Origin of the sequence: Actinoplanes octamycinicus (genome assembly GCF_014205225.1) — a bacterium.
Taxonomy (GTDB): Bacteria; Actinomycetota; Actinomycetes; order Mycobacteriales; family Micromonosporaceae; genus Actinoplanes; species Actinoplanes octamycinicus.
Genome location: NZ_JACHNB010000001.1, coordinates 3,958,153 through 3,975,677 on the forward strand (window position 1 = coordinate 3,958,153; position 17,525 = coordinate 3,975,677).

General features: G+C 72.9%; 13 protein-coding genes. 6 read left to right on the forward strand and 7 right to left on the reverse strand.

Going from position 1 to position 17,525, the window contains the following annotated elements:
* Positions 1–3: 3 nt before the first annotated feature.
* Positions 4–1,200 carry a DUF1444 domain-containing protein gene (locus BJY16_RS17750; RefSeq protein WP_185040524.1) on the forward strand — a complete coding sequence of 399 codons (1,197 nt, stop codon included), beginning with the start codon at positions 4–6 and terminating at the stop codon, positions 1,198–1,200.
* 51 nt (positions 1,201–1,251) lie between these two features.
* Positions 1,252–3,507, forward strand: coding sequence for an FdhF/YdeP family oxidoreductase (locus BJY16_RS17755; RefSeq protein WP_185040525.1), 2,256 nt, complete (start codon positions 1,252–1,254; stop codon positions 3,505–3,507).
* A 127-nt stretch (positions 3,508–3,634) separates the two neighbouring features.
* Here BJY16_RS17755 and map read toward each other — a convergent pair whose 3' ends face one another.
* On the reverse strand, positions 3,635–4,402 hold the full coding sequence (gene map, locus BJY16_RS17760) for a type I methionyl aminopeptidase (RefSeq protein WP_185040526.1): 768 nt from the start codon (positions 4,400–4,402) through the stop codon (positions 3,635–3,637).
* A gap of 79 nt (positions 4,403–4,481) precedes the next feature.
* On the opposite strand from map, the gene BJY16_RS17765 reads away from it, so the two are divergent.
* Positions 4,482–4,748, forward strand: coding sequence for a helix-turn-helix domain-containing protein (locus BJY16_RS17765; RefSeq protein WP_185040527.1), 267 nt, complete (start codon positions 4,482–4,484; stop codon positions 4,746–4,748).
* Between the two features lie 106 nt (positions 4,749–4,854).
* On the opposite strand, the gene BJY16_RS17770 is transcribed toward BJY16_RS17765, so the two are convergent.
* Positions 4,855–5,802: a glycosyltransferase family 2 protein gene (locus BJY16_RS17770; RefSeq protein WP_185040528.1), complete on the reverse strand. Its 948-nt coding sequence runs from the start codon at positions 5,800–5,802 to the stop codon at positions 4,855–4,857.
* 301 nt (positions 5,803–6,103) lie between these two features.
* On the opposite strand from BJY16_RS17770, the gene BJY16_RS17775 reads away from it, so the two are divergent.
* Entirely contained in the window at positions 6,104–6,673 is a 570-nt protein-coding gene (locus tag BJY16_RS17775) for a nucleoside/nucleotide kinase family protein (protein WP_185040529.1), read from the forward strand.
* A 214-nt stretch (positions 6,674–6,887) separates the two neighbouring features.
* On the opposite strand, the gene BJY16_RS17780 is transcribed toward BJY16_RS17775, so the two are convergent.
* Both BJY16_RS17780 and BJY16_RS17785 read right to left on the reverse strand, forming a co-directional pair.
* The gene (locus BJY16_RS17780) at positions 6,888–8,408 is read right to left on the reverse strand and encodes a substrate-binding domain-containing protein (protein WP_239177518.1); all 1,521 of its coding nucleotides are present in this window, start codon (positions 8,406–8,408) and stop codon (positions 6,888–6,890) included.
* A gap of 673 nt (positions 8,409–9,081) precedes the next feature.
* A complete protein-coding gene (locus BJY16_RS17785; protein WP_185040530.1) occupies positions 9,082–9,909 on the reverse strand; it encodes an SDR family oxidoreductase in 828 nt (275 codons plus the stop codon).
* Between the two features lie 593 nt (positions 9,910–10,502).
* Here BJY16_RS17785 and BJY16_RS17790 point away from each other — a divergent pair.
* The gene (locus BJY16_RS17790) at positions 10,503–10,826 is read left to right on the forward strand and encodes a hypothetical protein (RefSeq protein ID WP_221501991.1); all 324 of its coding nucleotides are present in this window, start codon (positions 10,503–10,505) and stop codon (positions 10,824–10,826) included.
* Positions 10,827–11,335: 509 nt separating this feature from the next.
* On the opposite strand, the gene BJY16_RS17795 is transcribed toward BJY16_RS17790, so the two are convergent.
* The 3 genes from BJY16_RS17795 to BJY16_RS17805 form a co-directional block, all read right to left on the reverse strand.
* On the reverse strand, positions 11,336–13,528 hold the full coding sequence (locus BJY16_RS17795) for an ATP-binding protein (RefSeq protein ID WP_239177520.1): 2,193 nt from the start codon (positions 13,526–13,528) through the stop codon (positions 11,336–11,338).
* Positions 13,529–13,579: 51 nt separating this feature from the next.
* The gene (locus BJY16_RS17800; RefSeq protein WP_185040531.1) at positions 13,580–13,993 is read right to left on the reverse strand and encodes a response regulator; all 414 of its coding nucleotides are present in this window, start codon (positions 13,991–13,993) and stop codon (positions 13,580–13,582) included.
* 78 nt (positions 13,994–14,071) lie between these two features.
* The gene (locus tag BJY16_RS17805; protein WP_185040532.1) at positions 14,072–15,253 is read right to left on the reverse strand and encodes a globin domain-containing protein; all 1,182 of its coding nucleotides are present in this window, start codon (positions 15,251–15,253) and stop codon (positions 14,072–14,074) included.
* 185 nt (positions 15,254–15,438) lie between these two features.
* Between BJY16_RS17805 and BJY16_RS17810 the strand changes: the two genes are divergently transcribed.
* A complete protein-coding gene (locus BJY16_RS17810) occupies positions 15,439–17,478 on the forward strand; it encodes a sensor histidine kinase (protein ID WP_185040533.1) in 2,040 nt (679 codons plus the stop codon).
* The last annotated feature ends 47 nt before the right edge of the window (positions 17,479–17,525 follow it).

A 17,525-nucleotide genomic window follows, 5' to 3' on the forward strand; every position in this document is an offset into this window, starting at 1 on the left:
GCCGTGGGATTGCTCGACCGGTTCGTGTCGCCCCGGCGCCGATTCGCGGCGCTGGCCCTCCGCGTCGCCCGGCGGACCCCCGGGGTGGAGCGCGCGGTGCACCGGCCGGAGGACTTCGCCATCGCGATCTATCGCACCGGCGCGTCCGGCCCGGCACACCTCTACCTCGCCAACATCTTCCGGGAGACCGCCGACATCCCGGCCGCCGAGCGCCGGGAGCGACTGGCCAAGCTGGTCCGGATCATGGCGGCGCCGCCACCCGACGACACCTGGGAGACGGTCCGGCCGAAACTGCGCCCGGTGCTGCGCCCGGTCACCTTCGGCTCGGCCGGCCCGCCCGGGATGCGGCCGCCGATCTCCCGGCCGGCGCTGCCGTACCTCAAGGAGCTGGTCGTGGTCGACCAGCCGGAGGCGATGGCCTACGTGGTGCCGGACCGGGTCGACGAGTGGGGCGTCTCCGCCGAGGAGGTGTTCAGCACCGCCCGGGCCAACCTGGCCGAGATGGCCCGCACCTCGCTGGAGCACCCGTGGCCCAGCGGCCAGCCGCTGATCAGCATGCTCGACGACGGCGACGCCTATTTCACCTCGTTGCTGCTGGCGCCCGGCTGGCTGGCCGAGGTCGGCGAGCGGCTCGGCGGCCCGGTCCTGGCCTTCGCGCCGGACAACAACACGCTGCTGCTCTGCCCGCTGCCGGACACCACCGCGGAGCCGTTCTACGCACTGGTCGACCAGCATTTCAAGGAGGCGCCGCGGAGCCTGTCGCCGGTCGGTTACGTGGCCGGGCCGCACGGCCGGGCGGTCGCCTACACCCCGCCGCCGGGCCACCCGCACTACCTCTCCGCCCGGCGCGCCGAGACCCTGCTCGCGCTGACCGAGTACCAGGGCCAGACCAACTGGCTGGCCGAGCAGTACGCGCAGGCCGGCGTGGAGGTGCACGTCGGCGGCCTGCTGGCGGCCGAGCCGGTGGGCGGCCCGCCGGAGACGATCGCGGTGTGGACCGCCGGGGTGAGCACCCTGCTGCCCAAGGCGGACACCATCGCGTTCGTGCACCCGGACGCCGGGCCGCAGTTCCGCGCGCCGTGGGACGCGGTGGCCGAGCGGGTCGGGCTGGAGGCCGAGCCGCTGCTCGCGCCGGCCCGCTACCGGGTCGAGGACTGGCCGCCCGCCGAGGTGCTGAACGAGCTCCGGCTGAACGCCTAGGGTGCCGATCCCGCCGGACCGTGCCCGGCGGCCGGAGGGCAGACTGGCGCGGTGTCGCCGATCGATGACGAAGAGCGCCGGCTGCGGGTGGGTGCGCCGGCCGACCACGCCGCCGGACTCCGGGCCGTCCGGCTGAGCCTGACCAACGCGGTGCGGCAGATGGGCGTCCGCAAGACGGTCCGCAACCTGCGCCCGCTCAACCAGCACGACGGCGTCGACTGCATGAGCTGCGCCTGGCCGGACCCGCCGGGCCACCGGCACACCGCCGAGTTCTGTGAGAACGGGGCGAAGGCGGTCTCCTGGGAGGGCACCCGGGCCACCGCCGGTCCGGAGTTCTTCGCCGCCCACTCGATCGCCGACCTGACCGGGCGGACCGATCACTGGCTGGAGAAACAGGGGCGGCTCACGCACCCGATGGTGCGCCGGGAGGGTGGCACGCACTACGAGCCGATCTCGTGGGACGAGGCGTTCCTCCTGGCGGGGCGGCAGCTGTCCCGCTTGGGGAGCCCGGACGAGGCCGTCTTCTACACCTCCGGCCGGGCCAGCAACGAGGCCGCCTTCGTCTACCAGCTGCTCGCCCGCGCCCTGGGCACCAACAACCTGCCGGACTGCTCGAACATGTGCCACGAGTCCACCGGCACCGCGCTGATGCGCACGATCGGCGTCGGCAAGGGCTCGGTCACCCTGGACGACCTGCACCAGGCCGACCTGATCGTGGTGTCCGGGCAGAACCCCGGCACCAACCACCCGCGGATGCTGACCGCGCTGGAGATCGCCAAGCGGGACGGCGCGAAGATCCTGGCGATCAATCCGCTGCCCGAGGCCGGCCTGCTGCGCTTCGACAACCCGCAGAAGGCGCGCGGCCTGGTCGGCGGCGGCACCGCGCTGGCCGACCGGCTGCTGCGCGTCCGCTCCAACGGCGACCTGGCGCTCTGGAAGGCGATCGGCAGCCTGCTGCTGGCTCGCGGAGTCGCCGACAAGGAGTTCATCGCGTCGTCCACGGTCGGCTTCGAGGCCTGGGCCGCGCACGTCGCCCGGGTGGACCGGGACGCCGTGCTGGCCGCCACCGGCCTGGACTGGGCGGAGGTCGAGGCCGCGGCCGACATGCTGGCCTCGGCGAAACGGATCGTGCACTGCTGGGCGATGGGCATCACCCAGCACCGCAACGCGGTTGCCACGATCAAGGAGTTCGTCAACGTCGCCCTGCTCCAAGGCATGATCGGCAAGCCGGGCGCCGGCCTCTGCCCGGTCCGCGGGCACTCCAACGTGCAGGGCGACCGGAGCATGGGCATCTGGGAGAAACCGCCCGCGCTCTTCCTGGACCGGCTGCGCGACGAGTTCGGCTTCGAGCCGCCCCGCGAGCACGGGGTGGACGCCGCCGACGCGGTCCGGGCGTTCCGGGACGGCCGGGCCAAGGTCTTCGTGGCGCTGGGCGGCAACTTCGTGGCCGCGATGTCGGACACCGAGGTGACCGCGGCCGCGATGCGCAACGCCGACCTCACCGTGCAGATCTCCACCAAGCTCAACCGCAGCCACCTGGAGGCCGGGCGGACCGCGCTGATCCTGCCCACTCTCGGCCGCACCGAGCAGGACCACACCGGCGGCCGGGTGCAGCGGATCACCGTGGAGGACTCGATGTCCGCGGTGCACGCGTCGCGGGGCCGGTCCGAGCCGGCCGGGCCGCTGCTGCGCTCCGAGGTGGACATCGTCTGCGCGATCGCCGAGGCCGCGCTGGGCGACCGGCACGGCATCCCGTGGGCGGGTTTCGCCGCCGACTACCGGACGATCCGGGAGCGGATCGGCCGGGTGGTGCCGGGCTGCGACGACTACGCCGACCGGATCGACGCCGGCGGGTTCACCATGCCGCACCCGCCGCGCGACTCGCGGACCTTCCCGACCCCGGAGGGGAAGGCGGTCTTCACGGTCAGCCCGCTCGAGGTGCTGACCGTGCCGGAGGGCCGCCTCGTCCTGCAGACGCTGCGCAGCCACGACCAGTTCAACACCACGATCTACGGGCTGGACGACCGGTACCGCGGGATCCGCTCCGGGCGCCGGGTGGTCTTCATCAGCGCGGCCGACCTGGCCGAGCTCGGCTTCGCCGACGGCGAGCTGGTGGACCTGATCTCCGAGTGGCCGGACGGCGAGCGCCGGGCCGACCGCTTCCGGCTGGTCGAGTACGACACCCCGAAGGGCTGCGTGGCCGCCTACTACCCGGAGACCAACCCGCTGGTGCCGCTCGACTCGCAGGCCGAGGAGAGCGGCACACCGACCTCGAAATGGGTGATCGTCCGCCTGGAGCGCCGCTGACTCGCGGTCCGCGTCCGGTTGCGGCGTCCATTTTCTGGTACGACCGGCGCTCCCGTGCGGTCGGCCCGCGAGGCCCGGCCCCCGCACGACCGCCGCGCGGCTCGTGCGGGTCCGCTCGACCTTCCGGTCAGGGGCGCCCGGTCAGGACTCGCGGGCCGGACTCGGTGATGGCGACGGTGTGCTCGGAGTGCGCGGTCCGGGAGCCGTCCGCCGAGCGGATCGTCCAGCCGTCCTCGTCGAACTTGATCTTATCGGTGGACTGGCAGAACCACGGCTCGATGGCGATCGTCAGCCCGGGGTCGAGCTTCATGCCGCGACGGGGCCGGCCGCTGTTCGCCACGTGCGGCGCCTCGTGCATGGTCCGCCCGATGCCGTGGCCGCCGAACTCGCCGTTCACCCGGTAGCCGTAGGAGTGGGCGACCTCGCCGATCGCGGCCGAGATGTCGCCCAGCCGGCCGCCGGGCTGAGCGGCGGCGATGCCGGCGACCAGGGCGACCTCGGTGGCCTCGATCAGTTTCTGGTCGGCCGGGTCCGGCTCGCCGACGATGACCGAGAGCGCGGAGTCGGCGACCCAGCCGTCGATGCCGACCGCCATGTCGATGCTCAGCAGGTCGCCGTCCCGCAGCACGTAGTCGTGTGGCAGGCCGTGCAGCACCGCGTCGTTGACCGACAGGCAGAGCACGTTGCGGAACGGGCCGCGCCCGAACGACGGGGCGTAGTCCCAGTAGCAGGACTCGGCGCCGCGTTCCTTGATCCGGCGGCGGGCGTGGTGTTCGAGGTCCATCAGGTTGACCCCGACCGCGGCGACCCGGCTCAGCTCGGCGAGCAGCTCGCCGACGAACTGGCCGGTCACCGCCATCCGGCCGATCTCCTCGGCGGACTTCAGCTCGATCACGACAGCCTCCCTCTCTGGTGCGGTATTTTTATACCACGCGGTATTTTTATACCACCGTCGCGCGGGATATCCTGCTGGCATGGTTCGCCAACCGCTCACCGCCGAACAGATCGCCGCGGGCCGGCGCCTCGGGGCCGCCCTGCGGGCCGCCCGGTCCGGCCGCAGCCTCGTCGAGGTGGCGCTGGCGGCCGGCATCTCCCCGGAGACGCTGCGCAAGATCGAGGCGGGCCGGCTGCCCGCCCCGGCGTTCGGCACCGTGGTCGGCCTGAGCCAGGCCCTCGACATCCCGCTCAGCGAGCTGGCCGAGGTCTGGCTGGCCGACACGGCCATCGGCAAGGCGTCCTGACCGCCTCGATCTTGCGCAGCTTCTCCGGGGAGACGCCGGCCGACACGGCCCTCCGCAAGGCGTCCTGACCACTGCCGGCCCGCGGTCCGAGCGAGGTGCCCGGAGATCAGTCGGCGGTCGGCTCCAGCACGCCGGCGAGCGCCTCGACCCCGCCGCCCCAGGCCGCGGCCAGCACCGCGGCGATCACCGTGACCGCGCGCAGCGCGTGGAAACCGCCCCGGCCCATCAGGGCGTGGGCCAGGCCGCGGACGAAGGCCCGGGGCAGGGTCCGCTTCAGGTAGTCCGCCTCGGCGCCGAGCTTCTGCTCCTTCGGCAGCAGCCCGGCCATCTGCACCTTGCCGCGGCCCTCGTGGTAGCAGCGCGACATCAGGAATGCGAACGTCGACCGGGACCTCGGCACCTCGTGGTCGATCACCGCGTCCGGGACGTACATCCAGTGGCCGCCGTTCACCGCGCTCATCCGCAGGCAGAGCTCGGTGTCCTCGGGCCGGTTCCGGTCACCCAGCTTGCCGAAGCCGGTGCGGAACCCGCCGACCGCCAGGAACGCGTCCCGGCGCACGATCATGCTGGCCGACCAGACGTTGCGGATCGGCGCGGTGCTGGTCGGCATCCCGGTGTACGACACGCCGACCGCCCAGAGCAGCTCGTCCGGCCACCAGCGCGGCCGGCGTCCCTCCCAGTTCGGGATGATGCCGCCGCCGGCGCCGACCACCCGCGGATCCCGGAACGGCATGATCAGCCCCTGCAGCCAGGTCGGCGCGGCGACCGTGTCGTCGTCCAGGAAGGCGATCAGCGGGGTGCGGGTGTGGAAGGCGCCGGTGTTCCGGTTGCCGGAGGCGCCCCGGGCGTACGCGTTCTCCAGCACGGTGACGCCGGGGAACTCCTGCCGGACCCGGGTGGCCATGGCCGGGTTGTGGTCGACCACGACCACCACCTCGCCGGCCGGGTATGTCTGGTGCTGTGCCGACCGGATGGTCCGGGACAGCGAAGCCCACCGCCGTTCGGTGTGCGTGGGAACGACGATGCTGACGGCGGGATTGCCGAAAGGCTCCAAAGCTGGCTGCTCCTCAGTCAACTGCACGGGGCGCAGTCATGCGGATCGGGCGGGCCCCGACGCTACGGAGCCGTTTCTGTGCTGTGGAATTGTTGGAACGGGGGACCGGAACTCCGCCGAAAGGCTGAAGCGCTGCACGCGGTGATCGGGCGTTCCCGCACCGTGCACCTTCGTCCGTCCGGAGGGTCGATCCGGCCCTTTCGGAAGTCGAATCTGGCCCTTCTCGCTGTGCCGGACCTGTGGTCCGGCGCTATTCGCCGGGCGATCTTGATCACTGCGGTGACGTGCGAATATGGGGCGGATGAGCCAGAAAAGCCGCGATGGGGACGACAGCTGGCCGGCCGCGGCCGCCGACCGGGTGGTGACCTGGGCGCGGGGTCTGGGCCCGTCCGCGGGGGACCGGCGGGTGCTGGCCATCGAAGGTCGTTCCGGCTCCGGGAAGAGCAGCCTGGCTGCGGCGGTCGCCGATCGGCTCGGGGCGGCGCTGATCCGGATGGACGATCTGTACGCCGGGTGGGACGGGCTGGACCAGGGTGTGTCCGCGCTGCGGGACTGGGTGCTGGCGCCGCTCGCGGAGGGCCGTCCGGCGATCTGGCGGCGGTGGGACTGGGCGGCCGGGGAGTACGCCGAGGAGCATCGGGTGCCGGACGGCAGGTGGCTGGTGGTCGAGGGGGTGGGTGCGGGCGCGCCGCGTTCGTACCTCAGCGGCCTGGTCTGGCTGGCCAGCCCCGCCCCTGTCCGCAAGCAGCGTGCCCTGGCCCGCGACGGCGACCTGTACGCCCCGCACTGGGACCGCTGGGCCGGCCACGAGCAAGCCTTCTACACCGCCAACCCCGTCCACTCCCAAGCCGACCTGGTCCTCGACAACTAACCCGTCCCGGCTGGCAACTGTCCCGGCCCGTCCCGGCCCGTCCCGGCGCGGCCCGTCCCGGAGCGGCCCGTCCCGTCCCGGCCCGGCCCGTCCCGGAGCGGCCCGTCCCGGCGCGGAGCGGCTGGCACGGCCCGGCGTGGACCGGCTGGCGACTGGCCCGTCTCGGCGTGGACCGGCTGGCAACTGGCTTGTCCCGGCGCGGACCGGCTCGCGACTAGCTCGGCCCGGCGCGGACCGGCTGACAGCTCGCCGGGTCGGCCAGTTCGGCGCACGGGCGGAGGCCGTGCGAGCGGAGGATGTCGGCGCCGGTCTGGGTGGTCAGGAAGCGCAGGAAGCTCGCGGTCAGCGACCGGGCTGCCGGCTCGCCAGTGGTGTAGGCGTACTCGGTCTGCCAGAACGGGTAGAGGTGCGCGTCCGCTTCGGTCACCGTCGGCGGGTGATCGTCGATCCGGACCGTGACCACGCCCTCGGTGGCAGCCGCCGCCCCGGCCTCGCCGTAGCCCAGCGCCCCGCTCGTGTCCGCGACCGTGGCCAGCAGTTTCTCGGTGTCGCCGACCTCGCACACGAACGGCTCACGGCCGCTGTCGTGCGGGCAGACGTCGACCGTCGGCGGCGCCTCCACGGTGGCGCCGAGGACCCGCTCCTTGAACGCCGCCCGGGTGCCCGACCCCCGGTGCCGGGTGATCAGCCGGATCGGCACGTCGTTGCCGCCGACCGCCTTCCAATTGGTGATCTTCCCGGCGTAGATGTCCCGCACCTGCGCCAGCGACAGGTCGCGCACGCCCGCGTCCGGGTTCACCGCCAGGGCGAACAGGAAGAAACTGATCGGCCGGCCGAGCAGCGCGGGCATGCCGTCGGCCTTGCGGCCGTCAGAGAACGCGATGAACTCGCCCTTGTCCCCGGCCCGGCCGTGGTCGTCGAGCACCGCGACCCCCTCGCCGCTGCCCTCCATGGTGAACGCGAACGACGCGCCCGCGCACACGTCGCGGTAGGCGTCGGCGGCCTCGGTGACGATCGGCTTGAACGCGGTCGAGCCGTAGATCGTGACGTGCCCGGTGGCGCAGTCCAGCGGCGCCCCGCTGTTGCTGCGCAGGAAGACCGCCAGCTGCGCGACGATCAGCAGGACCAGGAAGCTGACCAGGGTGATGACGCGCTTCGGGGTGTTGGTCCGGCTCTGCGTCTCCTGGATCCGGCCGTCCTTGATCTCGCCCTCCAGGGTGGGCGGGGCCGGCTCGCCGGTGACTCCGGGGACCCGTTCCAGGGCGGCGAGAACCTTGTAGTGCGCGTTCCGGTTCATCGGCACCTTGGGCAGCTCGATGACGCCGCCGGCCGGTCGCCGATCGGTCTCCTCCCGGAAACTGGTCCGCAGATCCCGGAAGTTCGCCCGCAGCGAATCGTTGCTCAGCTCGGTGATGACCGTGCCGACGACCTTCCGATTCGGGAAGAAGAACCGGATGCCGACCCGATCGTCATCGAGCGCCACATAGTCGTGGGTGTCGATGTAGGTGAATCCGTTGTTCTCCACCCGCAACAGCACGAGCGACGCGTGCTTGAGCGGAACGCCGTGATTCTGCAATTCCAGCAGCGCCCCGGGCAGCTCCGCGTCGGTCTCCGCGACGTTGGTCGTCGTGGTGTCCATCTGAACGCGATAGCCGAGGCGTTTCCGTCCTTTGAGCACGAACTCGTAGAACGCCGCGACACTGGGCACCACGATACCGAGCGTCGCGAGCGCCACGCTCCACCAGAATTCGATGACCGCCTCCGCACCCCATGAAGACCCTCGATGCTATGCCGATCGATCCCACGCCCCCGCAGCCCACCCGAACCTTTCAACCAGAGTTCATCCTCCCTTCCGCCCTCCCAGCCCTCCGTTCCTCCCAGCCCTCCGTTCCTGCCGGCCCTCCGTTCCTGCCGGCCCTCCGTTCCTGCCGGCCCTCCGTTCCTGCCGGCCCTCCGTTCCTGCCGGCCCTCCGTTCCTGCCGGCCCTCCGTTCCTGCCGGCCCTCCGTTCCTGCCGGCCCTCCGTTCCTGCCGGCCCTCCGTTCCTGCCGGCCCTCCGTTCCTGCCGGCCCTCCGTTCCTGCCGGCCCTCCGTTCCTGCCGGCCCTCCGTTCCTGCCGGCCCTTTCCGTCCTGCCGGCCCTTTCCGTCCTGCCGGCCCACCGGGCCGTCGGCTCCTTCCGCTCTGCGGCCCCTTCCGCCTTTCCGGCCCACCGGGCCGTCAGCCCTTCCGCCGCGCGGCCCCTTCCGCCTTCCCGGCCCACCTTCGCTTTTCGGCCGCAGTCCTCCCGGCCCACCTTCGCTTTTCGGCCGCAGCCCTCCCGGCCCACCTTTCGCCATTCGGCCGCAGCCCTCACTCGCCCGCGCCTCCGCTGTGGCTCGGTCAGGCGCCGGCTGAGCGACTGCCGTGGTCAGTCCCGCCCGGCGAGCAGCGTGGCGACCGAGGTCGGTGGGCGGCCGGTGAGATCCGCGACGTGCGTCGTGACGCCGGCCAGCTCGCCGGCGGCGATCGCGGTGTAGGTGGACACCCAGGCGTCGAGTTGCCATTTCGGAGCGCCGTAGGACTCGCGGGAGGCGTAGGCCTCCTCGATCGTCTCCGGCTGGTATCTCGCGCCGATGATGGTGGCCACCTCGGCCAGGGTCAACGCCTCCGGCCCGGTCAGCGAATAGGTCTGGCCGGCGTGCGCGGCCGGATCCCGGAGCACCGCGACCGCGGCGTCGGCGATGTCGTCCTGCGCCACCGCGGCGACCCGCCCGTCACCGGCTGGACCGCGGATCACCCGGTCCTCCCCGGCCAGCATCGGCAGGAAGTCGGCATAGAGGTTGTCCCGCAGGAAGGTCGCGGCCAGCCCCTGGGACTGGATGTGCTGCTCGGTGGCCCAGTGATCGCGGGCCAGGGTGAACGTGGCGTCCGGCGCCGCGCCGTAGAACGAGATGTACACCAGGTGCTCGACCCCGGCGTCGACCGCCGCGTCGACGAAGGTGCGGTGCTGCTCGACCCGGTCCGGCGTCTCCGAGGCCGACACCATCAGCACGGTCCGGAGCCCGCGCATGGCCTCCCGGCAGGTGTCCCGATCGTGGAACGGCGCCACGTTGGCGGTCGCTCCCGGCAGGTCCGGCGCTCGGGCCACATCCCGGACCAGCAACCTCTGCGGCACACCCGACTCCGAAAGCCGCCGTGCCACCCGCCCACCGAGCTGCCCGCTCGCTCCGGTCACTCCGACCCGCTGCTCACTCATGCCCCGATGTTGCCTCACCAGCCCACCACCGAATTACCGCGCTGAGAAATTGACGCTTACCGCCGCGAGGAGGAACGCGGCAGCATGGTCGTGCGAGCCCGCCGGGGCCGCCGACAGCTACGAGGCGTGGCAGCCACCACGCCGGTGAGGAGGGCAAGGCACGGCCGTCGCCGCGCTGGTGAGGAGGGCATGGCGCGGCCGTCGCCGCGCTGGTGAGGAGGGCAAGCCCGGCAATCGCCGCGCTGGTGAGGAGGTCCGGACGCGGGACCGCCGGGCCGACAAGGGCGGCGAAGCGCGGGAACCGCCGCGCCGGTGAGGAGGGCCGAGGGGTGCTGGGCCGGTGAGGAGGGCGGAGCACCGAACCAGCGGCCGGGGGCGTCGCGCGGGCCCGTCGTAACGCTGAGTGAGGGAGCGGTGGGATGGGTCCGCAGGGTGATCGAGGGGCCGTCAGATGAGGTGGGTGAGGGGGTGGATGCGGAGCGTGGCCAGGGTGAAAATGGCCTACACCAGACCGGGTCGGGTGATCGACGGCAGGGGATGGTGGGCCGTATGGTGGTCCGGCGGTTGAACGCAAGGTAACGGAGGGTGCTCCGATGCTTGGTTCTGTCCTGGAGATCAGTACCGCTGACGACGGCACCGTGATCATCTGCCCGCACGGGGCCGGTGACTCGGTCTGCGGCGCCGAGCTTCGTCTTGCGCTGGTGCATCTGCTGCGCCGGGTGCGGCCGCTCATGCTGATCGTGGACCTCTGCGGCCTGGCCGAGCCGGATCCGTTCTACGTCGGGTCGGTGGCGGCCGCCTGCGACCTGGGCGACGACCATCAGGTGGCGGTCTTCGTGCGTAGCCCGAGCGGCGCGATGACCGATCGCCTCACCGCGGCCGGCGTGCCCCGCCAGCGAGTGAACCCGGTCTGGTGACCGGCTGACCGGCGGCGTTCGGCGTGCGCTGGTGGTGGGTGAGCCCGGTGTGGTGGCTGGTTGGCCGGCGGCGTTCGGCGTGCGCTGGTGGTGGGTGAGCCCGGTGTGGTGGCTGGTTGGCCGGCGGCGTTCGGCGTGCGCTGGTGGTGGGTGAGCCCGGTGTGGTGGCTGGTTGGCCGGCGGCGTTCGGCGTGCGCTGGTGGTGGGTGAGCCCGGTGTGGTGATTGGTTGGCCGGCGGCGTTCGGCGTGCGCTGGCGGTGGTGAGCCCGGTGTGGTGATTGGTTGGCCGGCGGCGTTCGGCGTGCGCTGGCGGCGGGTGAGCCCGGTGTGGTGATTGGTTGGCCGGCGGCGTTCGGCGTGCGCTGGCGGCGGGTGAACCCGGTCTGGTGACCGCGGCCGGCGTGCCCTGGCGGAGGCCCCCGGGTGGTCGAGGCGGGGCGATCAGAGGCGGGCGATCACATGCCCAGGCAGAAGCCGCTCCACGGTAGGAACAGAACGTGCCGTTCGGTCAGCTGGTGGTGACCGTGTCGGGGGTCTGGGGGACCGGCTCCGCGTCGTGGGCGATGGCGCCGCTCAGCGTGAACGAGAAGATCGTGCCGCCGCCCGGGTTCGGGGCCGCGTCGATGTGGCCGCCGTGCCGCTCCACGATCCGGCGGCAGATGGCCAGCCCGAGCCCGGTGCCCGGGTGCGCCATGCCGTTGCTGGCCCGGTGGAAGCTGTCGAAGACGGCGGCGTGCTCGCCGTCCGGGATGCCGATCCCACGGTCGGCGATCCGTACCCGGACCCCGCCGTCCTCGTCCTCCCGCGCGGTGATGTCGATCCGCGGCGCCTGCCCCGGCGGGGTGTACTTGATCGCGTTGCCGACCAGGTTGTCGATCACCTGGCGGAGCAGCACCGGGTCGGCGTGCACGTCGGGCAGCGGGCCGACGAAGATGTCCGGCCGGGCTTCCGGCTCGTGGCCGGGCGCGTCGGTGCGGGCGGTCACCACCTCGTCGACCAGTGCGCGCAGGCTGAGTCGTTCGACGCGCAGGGTGGCGTCCCGGGCCGCGGTGTAGTCGAGCAGCTCGTTGATCAGCCGCTGCATCCGGCCGGCGCCGTGCAGCACCTTGGCGGTGCCCCGGCGGGCCTGGTCCAGGGTGGGCGCGCCGGATCCGCCGGCCAGGTCGTCGAGCGCCTCGGCGACCAGCTCGGCATACGCGCTGACCAGGGTCAGCGGTGCTTTCAGGTCGTGTGCCACCATGCCGGCGAAGGCGCGCAGCTCGGTCTCCACCCGCTTGCGATCGGTGATGTCGTGGAACACCGCGACCGCCCCGCGCCGGCCGCCGGCCGTGTCGATCGGCCGGGCCGACACGCTGATCAGCCGCCCGTCCGGGTGCGTGGCGTTCCGGACGGTCATCTCCATCTGGTCGACGTTCTCCCCGGCCAGCGCCCGGACCAGCGGCATCTCCCCGGTCGGCACCGGCGTGACGCCGTCCGGCCGGTAGAACCCGAAGTGCTGCTGCCAGCTGTCCGCGCCACCGGCCGGCGGCGCGGCCTGGCCGAGGATGGCGTGCGCGGCCGGGTTCTCCATCAGCAGCGTGCCGTCCGCGCCGGCCACCGCGACGCCCTCGCTGATGCTGTCCAGCACCGCCTGCAGCAGGGTCGCCTGCCGGCCGGTCTCGGCCTGCTCGGCGATCAGCTCGGTGGTGGCCGCCTCGACCCGGGCCTGGGCCCGTTCCCGGCCGGTGGCCAGCACCCAGACCAGCACGGTGAGCAGCAGGGTCAGGCAGACGCCGCCGCCGGCCACGGCGGCCGGCAGCCCGGTCCGCCCGCCGGGCAGATCCCGCCGGGCCGCGGTGAGCCGCAGCGTCCAGGTCGAGTCGGCCACCGGTACGGCCACCGCCCGCTCCAGGTCGGCCCGGTGCCCGGCCGGGTTGTGCACGGTGGCCACCGTGACCACCTGGCCGGTCACCTCGTCCGCTTCCAGCCGCAGGTCGGTGAGCCCGGCGCCGGCCGACTGCAGGATGCCGCCCATGAAGTCCTGGCCGCGGATCCCGAACAGCAGCCAGCCCAGGAAGTTCTCGCCGACGCCCTGGTAGACCGGCGCGGCCAGGACGAACGAGTTCTGGCGCCGCTCCGGCGGCAGCGTCCGGTCGACCAGCAGCTGATAGGTGTCCGAGACGGCGACCTCCCGGCTGCGCCGCGACTCGGCCAGCACCGCGGCCGGCGCCGCGGCCTGGGTCATGTCCAGCCCGGTCCGCCCGGTGCCGCCGTCCAGCGCGGCGACCAGCACCGTGAAGGCGTGCTCGCCGACCCCTTGCGGCCGCAGCGTCAGGCCGGTCGCGCCGCGGTCCCGCCAGGTGCGCTCGACCTGGGCCACCTCGCCGTCGGTGGCCGGCACGACGAGCGCCATCGAGGTGGCACCGGCCAGCCGCATGCCGCGCAGTGGGGCGGTCAGCGCGGCGTACTCGGCGGCGGTGAGCGTCTGCTGGGCGCCGACCGCGGCGGCGGTGGTGCGGAGCGTGTCGACGTACCGGCGGGTCTCCGCCCGGACCGCGGCGACCGCGGTGGCGGTGAGCCGGTCCATCTGCACGGCGGCAGCCGTCCGCTCGTCGGCGCGCAGCACCGCGCCGACGCCCAGCGACACGGCGCCCCCGATCAGGGCCACCAGCGCGCTGACCGCGGCAGCCCGGCGCCAGGGTCGATCCCACCTCCAGCTCACAACTGACCTATCGGAGCGCAAACCGGATCTCTAAGCGCCATCGGGCCGGCCTCAGGGCAGCAGCCACCCGACCCGGCGCACCAGGTCGGCCGCGTTCAGCGGCTTGGCCAGGTACTCCTCGGCGCCGGAGACGAAGGCCAGTTCGATGTCGGTGGGGGTGGCCATGCCGCTCAGCATGATCACCGGGATGTCCGCGGTGGCCGGGTCGGCGTGCATCCGGTAGCAGACGCTCAGCCCGTCCAGGCCGGGCATCGCGATGTCCAGCACCACCAGGTCCGGCCGTACCTCGGTGACCAGGGTGAGCGCGGTGCAGCCGTCCGCCGCGGTCACCGTCCGGTACCCGGCCATCTCGAGTTTGAACGCGGCCAGGTCCCGGATGTTCTCGTCGTCGTCGACGACCAGGATGGTCCGGCCGGTCACGGCCGGGCGAGAGGCGGGGGCGGATTTCAGGGCGACCGTCGTCATGCTGACTCCCAACGTCTCCGGGTGAGGTGCCCGGAGTCATCGGCCCGTGTTCCGCCCGCGCCAGTCAAACCAGAGTTGCTAATGGGATGCGGACTGCCACTGCTCGGAGCCGAACACCTCGTAGCGGATCCGCTCGTCCGGGATGCCGCGCCGGTGCAGCCCGGCCCGGATCTGCTGCATGAACGGGACCGGCCCGCACAGGTAGACGTCAGCCTCCGGGGACAGCGGGATCTGGTCGACGTCGACCCGGCCGGTGCTGTCCTCGTACCAGGTCTGGCTGGTGAACGAGCGCAGGCGGGCGCCGGTGAGACCCATCTCGGCGCGCAGCGGGTGCCGGTCCGCGCTCCGGTCGGCGTGCACGGCGACCACTTCCCGGGCCGGCGTGGTGCGTGCCACGTGGTCCAGGATGGCGGCCATCGGGGTGATCCCGACCCCGGCGCTGACCAGCAGCAGCGGGGCGTCGCCGGGACGCAGCACCAGATCGCCGTACGGCTGGCTGAGCCGCAGCTTGTCGCCCGCCTCGACCCGGTCGTGCAGGAATCCGGAGATCAGCCCGTCCGGGGCGCCGTCTCGGCCGCGGACCCGGCGCACCGTGATCCGCAGCGCGCCGCCGCCCGGCGCCTGGGAGAGCGAGTACTGCCGGAGCTGGCGGGAGCCGTCCGGCAGGTCCACCGCGACCGTGACGTACTGCCCGGGGAGGAAGTGCGGCGCCGGCTCCCCGTCGACCGGCGCGAGCAGCAGGGACACCGTGTCGTCCGCCTCGGCGACCTTGTTCAGCACCAGGTAGTCGCGCCAGGGGTCGGTGCCGTCCACCCCGGCCGCCGCGTAGATCCGGGCCTCCCGGCCGATCAGCCGCGCGGCGAACAGCCAGTACACCTCGTCCCAGGCGGCCGCGATCTCCGGCGTGACCGCGTCGCCGAGCACCGTGCCGACCGCGCGGAGCAGGTACTTGCCGACCGTCGTGTACTGCTCCGGGCGGATGCCGAGGGCGCAGTGCCGGTGCGCGATCCGGTCGATGATGTGCTCGAACGCCGGGCCGTCCGGGCCGGCGCCGATCAGGTGCGCGGCGAACGCGGCCACCGCGCCGGCCAGGGCCTGCCGCTGCTCGCCGGTGGCCTGCGCGCTGCGGCTGAACAGGTTGGTCAGCTCCGGGTTCTCGCCGAGCATCGACTCGTAGAAGACGCGGGTGATGGCGTCGAGGTGCTCACCGACGACCGGCAGGGTCGCCTCGACCACGGGCACGCTGGATGCAGACAGCATTGTTCGGTTTCCTCCCCAGGAAAATCGACATTCAGCGTCTCGCGCGCCGGCGGCCCGGCGATACCTTGGGGGCGGCCCCTCATGGTCACGGAAATGCAGGACTTTGTGCCCTGTTGTTCAGGCATTCGCCGTTGCGGCCGAACTGGGTGTTAGAGCAGCCGGCCACCCACACGAGGCGATCCCTGATGAGTCTTCGGATGTTGCCCAGCACCGTGCGTTTCGCGGCGCTCTACCTGATCGCGATCCTCGCCGGGCAGCTGACCATCCTCGGGAAGCCGGACGCTCTGCCGGTGATCTGGCCGGCCACCGCGGTCGCCGCGGTCTGGCTGGTCAACCGCAACGACTCGCGCTGGCGCTGGGCCGACGCCGGGGTGCTCGGCCTGCTCACCGCGCTCGCCCTGGCAGCCACCGGGACGCCACCCGGGCCGGCCCTGGTGCACGGCGGCGCCGCGATGCTGGAGGCGCTGATCTTCGCGGTCGCCGCGGCCCGCTGGCTGCCCGGCGTCTGGGCCGGTGACGCCGGCCGGCCGCTGCGCACCCTGACCGACCTGCTCCGGGTGCTGCTGGTGGCGACGGCCGGCGCGCTCTGCGGCGGGGTGCTCGGCGGCCTCGGCGACCGGATGATCACCGGCGACCACTCGGTCACCGCGATCGCGATCTGGGTGGTTCGCGACGTGGTGAGCGTGCTGATCTTCGGGGCGGTGGCCCGCCGGCTGCGGGACCTGCCGCGCGGCCAGGAGGCCTGGATGGAGGCGGTGATCGTCTACTTCCTGTCGGCGGCCGCCTACTTCTACGTGTTCTCCCTGAACGAGCGCCTGCCGATCGGGTTCGCCCTGCTCGCCATCACGGTCTGGGTCGGGCTGCGGCTGCCGACCGTGCTGGCGATCGGGCACACCATGACCTTCGGCACCGCCGCCGCGGTCTTCACCCTGCACGGCACCGGTCCGTACGCGATGACCGGCGAACCGGGCACCCGGGCCCTGGTCATCCAGCTCTACATCGGGATCCTGGCACTGGTCGGCCTGGCCCTGGCGTTCAGCCGGGACGAGCGGACCGCGCTGATCGAGCGGCTCCAGTCCTCCGAGCACGAGGCCACCGAGAAGGCCGAACTGATGACCACGATCATCAACTCGATGACCGAGGGCCTGGCCATCCTGGACCAGAGCGGCCGGCTGGTGCTCCGCAACCCGGCCGCCGGGCGGCTGCTGGGCAGCACCAACACGGTGGCCGGCGGGGCCGCGCTGGGCAGCGACTACGGATTCTTCCACCCGGACGGCGCCCCGCTCGCCGACGCCGAGCTGCCCTACCAGCGGGCACTGGCCGGCGAGGACGTGCAGCCGATGGACGTGCTGATCCGCAACGCCGCGGTGCCCGAGGGCCGGATCGTCCGGTTCAACGTGTCCCGGCTGGCCAGCCCGTCCGGCCTGCAGCACGTGGTGGTGGTCTTCCACGACGTCACCGCGGACCGCCGGCACCGGGACGAGCTGATGTCGTTCGCCGGGGTGGTGGCGCACGACCTGCTCAACCCGCTGACCACGATCGAGGGCTGGGCCGAGGTGCTGGAGGCCGAGCTGGCCGGGTACAAGCCGGCCGAGCGGGTCAGCCGGATCCAGCGGGCCGCGGCCCGGATGCGCACCTTCCTGAACGGCCTGCTCGCCTACACCGCGGCCCGCGACGGCAAGCTGATGCCCACCACGATCAACCTGCAGCTGCTGCTCACCGACATCGCCAACAGCCGGTACGACCAGGCCGAGACGGCCGGTGTGCATCCGCCGCAGTTCGCCCTCGGCCAGCTGGACGCGGTCGAGGCCGACCCGGTGCTGACCCGGCAGCTGCTGGAGAACCTGATCGACCACGCGCTGGAGCAGACCGTGCCGGGCGTGCCGCCGGTGGTCAGCGTGGCCGCCCAGCCGGCCCCGAACGGCATGCTGCGGATCGACATCCTGGACAACGGGCGGGGCATCCCGCCCGGCCTGCGCCAGGCGATCTTCACGAACTTCCACCGCGGCGAGGGCGGCAGCGGCTCCGGGCTGGAGCTGGCCGTCTGCAAACGGATCGTGGAGCGGCACGGCGGGACGATCGAGGCGACCGCCAACCCGTACGGCAACGGCACCCGGATGACGTTCACGCTGCCGGCCGGGCGGTCCGCGTACGCCCGCACGCTGGAGAGCCAGTGGCAGCACCGCTCTGCACCCGCGGTTGGGCTCAACCCTGGGGCCAGGTGACCGAACATCCAGCGGTAGGGGAAGCGCACCGCGACGAGGGGACACCG

Bases quoted from the DNA above. Each gene is read 5' to 3' on its own strand.
- BJY16_RS17790 (WP_221501991.1), top strand. From the start codon at position 10,503: ATGCTTGGTTCTGTCCTGGAGATCAGTACCGCTGACGACGGCACCGTG.
- BJY16_RS17805 (WP_185040532.1), bottom strand. From the start codon at position 15,253: ATGCTGTCTGCATCCAGCGTGCCCGTGGTCGAGGCGACCCTGCCGGTC.
- BJY16_RS17765 (WP_185040527.1), top strand. From the start codon at position 4,482: ATGGTTCGCCAACCGCTCACCGCCGAACAGATCGCCGCGGGCCGGCGC.
- BJY16_RS17775 (WP_185040529.1), top strand. From the start codon at position 6,104: ATGAGCCAGAAAAGCCGCGATGGGGACGACAGCTGGCCGGCCGCGGCC.
- BJY16_RS17785 (WP_185040530.1), bottom strand. From the start codon at position 9,909: ATGAGTGAGCAGCGGGTCGGAGTGACCGGAGCGAGCGGGCAGCTCGGT.
- BJY16_RS17810 (WP_185040533.1), top strand. From the start codon at position 15,439: ATGAGTCTTCGGATGTTGCCCAGCACCGTGCGTTTCGCGGCGCTCTAC.
- BJY16_RS17800 (WP_185040531.1), bottom strand. From the start codon at position 13,993: ATGACGACGGTCGCCCTGAAATCCGCCCCCGCCTCTCGCCCGGCCGTG.